This window comes from Hubeiibacter jixunmingi (assembly GCF_041928215.1).
In the GTDB taxonomy this organism is placed as follows: Bacteria; Pseudomonadota; Gammaproteobacteria; order Pseudomonadales; family Moraxellaceae; genus Acinetobacter.
In genome coordinates this window covers 1-2,303 of the sequence record NZ_JBHFHK010000114.1, presented here as the reverse complement: position 1 = coordinate 2,303, position 2,303 = coordinate 1, and the positions used below count along the sequence as shown (strand labels likewise).

Sequence of the window (2,303 nt, the reverse complement as noted above, 5' to 3'; positions counted from 1 at the left end):
AGAATGAAATTAGTGGCAGGATTTATAAATTGGCAAGTTAATCGCTAAATTTACATTTTCGAAAGAGGTCTAATGATAATAAGAAGACAAACAAATGGGGAATATTTGACAATATTAATAAGTCCTTGATCATGTGCTTTATCTTCCTCCTCTTTGCGTTTAGCCCTTCGTTTTGCTAAATATTTCGCCTCAAATGGCGTAAGTTTAAATTTCTTGTTCATTTTACCCTAAGCATATAATTAAAATAGATTTGCCCATGCATAAACATAGGCAAATCTTAATTTACTTCTAAAATCAGAAAAATTAATTTTCTTCTTTTTTCGGTTGTTCACGTAAGCGAATACCTAGGTCACGCAATTGATTGCTTTCAACTGGTGCTGGGGCTTGAGTAAGTGGACATTCCGCAGTCTTGGTTTTCGGGAAGGCAATCACATCACGGATTGAAGACGAACCTGTCATCAACATGATTAAACGATCCAAACCAAATGCCAAACCACCATGTGGCGGTGCACCATATTTCAAGGCATTAAGTAAGAAACTGAATTTTTCTTCCGCTTCTTCTTCACCGATACCTAAGGCTTCAAAAATCGCTTTTTGCATTTCAAGCGTATAAATACGCAATGAACCACCACCGATTTCCGTACCGTTCAATACCATGTCATAAGCCACGGATAATGCTTCACCTGGGTTGTTTTTCACATCTTCCACGCTTGATTTTGGCAAGGTGAATGGATGATGCACAGATGTCCATTTACCATCATCGGTTTCTTCAAACATTGGGAAATCAACTACCCAAAGCGGTGCCCATTCACAAGTCGCCATGTTTAAATCATGACCGATTTTGATACGCAATGCACCCATCGCATCATTGACGATTTTGGCTTTATCCGCACCAAAGAATACGATGTCGCCATTTTCCGCACCCACACGTGCCAACAAATCCATCACGATCGGTTCGATAAATTTCACAATCGGTGATTGCAAACCATCAATGCCTTTTTCGATTTCATTGACTTTGATATATGCCAAGCCTTTTGCACCATAGATGCCAACAAACTTGGTATATTCATCAATTTGGCTACGGCTCAGGCTACCTGCATTTGGCACACGCAATGCCACGATACGACCTTTTGGATCTTTGGCAGGACCTGCAAAGACTTTAAATTCAACTTCTTGCATCAAATCAGCCACATCGACCAATTTTAATGGAATACGCAAATCTGGTTTATCCGACGCATAGTCACGCATCGCTTCGCTGTACGGCATACGTTGGAATTTGTCAAACTTCACGCCCAACAATTCATCAAACAGCTTAACCGTCATGCCTTCCATCAAATTCATAATGTCATCATCAGTTAAGAATGATGTTTCAATGTCGATTTGGGTAAATTCAGGCTGACGATCGGCACGCAAGTCTTCATCACGGAAACATTTTGCGATTTGGTAATAACGGTCAATACCACCTATCATTAACAATTGCTTAAACAATTGTGGTGACTGTGGCAATGCGTAAAAACTACCATTTTGCACACGACTTGGCACAAGATAATCACGTGCACCTTCAGGCGTTGCACGAGTCAAGATTGGCGTTTCTACGTCCAAGAAACCATTTTCATCCAAATAGTTACGGATAAGGTTGGTTACTTTTGAACGGAAACGTAAACGTTCTAACATTTCAGGACGGCGAATGTCCAAGAAACGGTATTTTAAACGATGTTCTTCTGATACGTTTACATTTTCGTCATTCAATGGGAAAGGCGGTGTTTCTGATGCCGCCAAAACTTCGATTTCTTTACCCAAAACTTCGATTTGACCACTCACCATATTGGCATTTTCTGTGCCTTCATAGCGACGACGTACACGACCAGTAATTTTTAATACGTATTCTGAACGTGATTTATCAGCGGTAGCAAAGGCTTCTGGGGTATCAGGGTCAATCACCACTTGCACCAAGCCATCACGGTCACGCATATCCAAGAAAATGACGCCACCATGGTCACGACGACGGTGTACCCAACCACACAGTGTTACAGTTTGATCGATTTGGGCTTCAGTTAATGAGCCACAATAATGAGTTCGCATCATGATATAATTTATCCAAAACGAGATAATAAAAAATGTTAAATTAACGCTTAATTATGCCTTTTTATTGGCTTTGCTACAAGTCAGCAATCAAAAACAAAGTATAAATAAAGCCAAATAATTCTGATTTTGCCCAAAACTTACATTATATAGCAAAAGAAATTAATAAATGGCACAAATCCACATAAAATAGAAGAACAGGGTATCAATACAATCTAAAC

1 protein-coding gene is annotated in these 2,303 nt (G+C 39.6%); it reads right to left on the bottom strand.

Annotated features, from left to right (window positions below; translation table 11 throughout):
• Nucleotides 1-303: 303 nt before the first annotated feature.
• Nucleotides 304-2,085, bottom strand: a complete 1,782-nt coding sequence (aspS, locus tag ACEYX7_RS10825) for an aspartate--tRNA ligase (RefSeq protein ID WP_374805516.1) — start codon at nucleotides 2,083-2,085, stop codon at nucleotides 304-306.
• Nucleotides 2,086-2,303 lie beyond the last annotated feature (218 nt).